1 protein-coding gene is annotated in these 1,325 nt (G+C 70.3%); it reads left to right on the forward strand.

Features of this window, described 5'->3' with window-relative positions; translation table 11 throughout:
• The first annotated feature begins 256 nt into the window (after positions 1 to 256).
• Positions 257 to 1,315, forward strand: a complete 1,059-nt coding sequence (locus DKT69_RS36725) for an IS110 family RNA-guided transposase (RefSeq protein ID WP_109805945.1) — start codon at positions 257 to 259, stop codon at positions 1,313 to 1,315.
• Positions 1,316 to 1,325: the final 10 nt, after the last annotated feature.

The following is a 1,325-nucleotide window of genomic DNA, read 5'->3' on the forward strand; positions in this document are numbered from 1 at the left end:
CTGACTGTGAGCATGGCGGGGTCGGTTCAGCAGTGGTGAGCTGACAGTTGGCAGCGGTGGGCGTGACTCTTGGCCTGACTGGCTTTTTGTGCCTTTGACCGGACTTGTCCGTCCACTGCTGCCGGCGCCGGCCCGGCGGGAGACGTTTGGCCTGATCAGGAGCTTGACCGCCAGTAGCAGCTGGCGTGTCTCATCACAGTCCTGCCATCTCCGCACCGGACCGGACCCTTGCGTCCCCACGGTGAGGAGAGAACGCATGTCCATGCTGGCAGAACTGGTCGAGGTCGTCATCGGCGTCGACACGCACAAGCACACCCACACCGCGGCGCTGCTCGATACCCGCACTGGCGGGGTGCTGGCACGGGCCACGGTGAGCACCGACCCGGACGGCTATGCCGCACTGGTGGCCCTGGCCGAGCAACACTCAGGACTGCGGGCCTGGGCGCTGGAGGGCTCCGGCGGCTACGGCGCCGGCCTTGCCCGGCATCTGGCAGAGGCCGGCGAACTGGTCGTCGAACTGGACCGGCCGCTGCGCCCGGCCCGCCGCGCCGGGGCGAAGTCCGACCCGATCGACGCAGAACGCGCCGCCCGCGACGCTCTGGCGCGTACTCGCCTGGCCCAGCCCAAGACAGGGCCCGAGCGGGCCGCACTGCAGATGCGTCTCACCGCCCGCCGTGCAGCCGTGGAAGCCGGCGCGGACGCCCAGCGGCAGCTGCACGCCATGGTGATCACCGCTCCCGAGGTGGTGCGGGCCCGGTTCCGCGGCCAGAGCACCCGGGTCATGCTCACCACCGCCACCCGACTGCGCCCCACCACCAACGCGGACGTCGAGGTGTTCACCTGCCTGACCGTGTTGCGGGACCTCGCCCGCCGCGTCCGCTTCCTCGAGGCCGAAGCCACCGAGCACGAGAAAGCGATCCGAGCGATCGTCCGCTCCTGGCGACCGGACCTGCTCCACCTCACCGGCGTCGGACCGATCGTCGCCGCCACCGTGCTCACCGCCTGGTCCCACCCACGGCGCTGCCGCAACGACGCCGCGTTCGCCATGCTCGCCGGCGTGGCCCCGATCCCCGCATCCTCCGGCAAGACCGTCCGCCACCGCCTCAACCGCTCCGGAGACCGCCAACTCAACCGCGCCCTGCACACCGTCGTCCTGACCCGCCTACAACGCGACGAACGCACCCGCGCCTACGCCGAGCGCCGCCGCAGCCAAGGAAAAACCGACCGAGAGATCAAACGCTGCCTCAAGCGCTACATCGCCCGCGAAATCTACCGACGCCTCGAAACCCCGCCCTCAGAGCTTGACGCAGCATAGGAGCGTCCGG

It is taken from the genome of Micromonospora sicca (assembly GCF_003172935.1).
Taxonomy (GTDB): domain Bacteria; phylum Actinomycetota; class Actinomycetes; order Mycobacteriales; family Micromonosporaceae; genus Micromonospora; species Micromonospora sicca.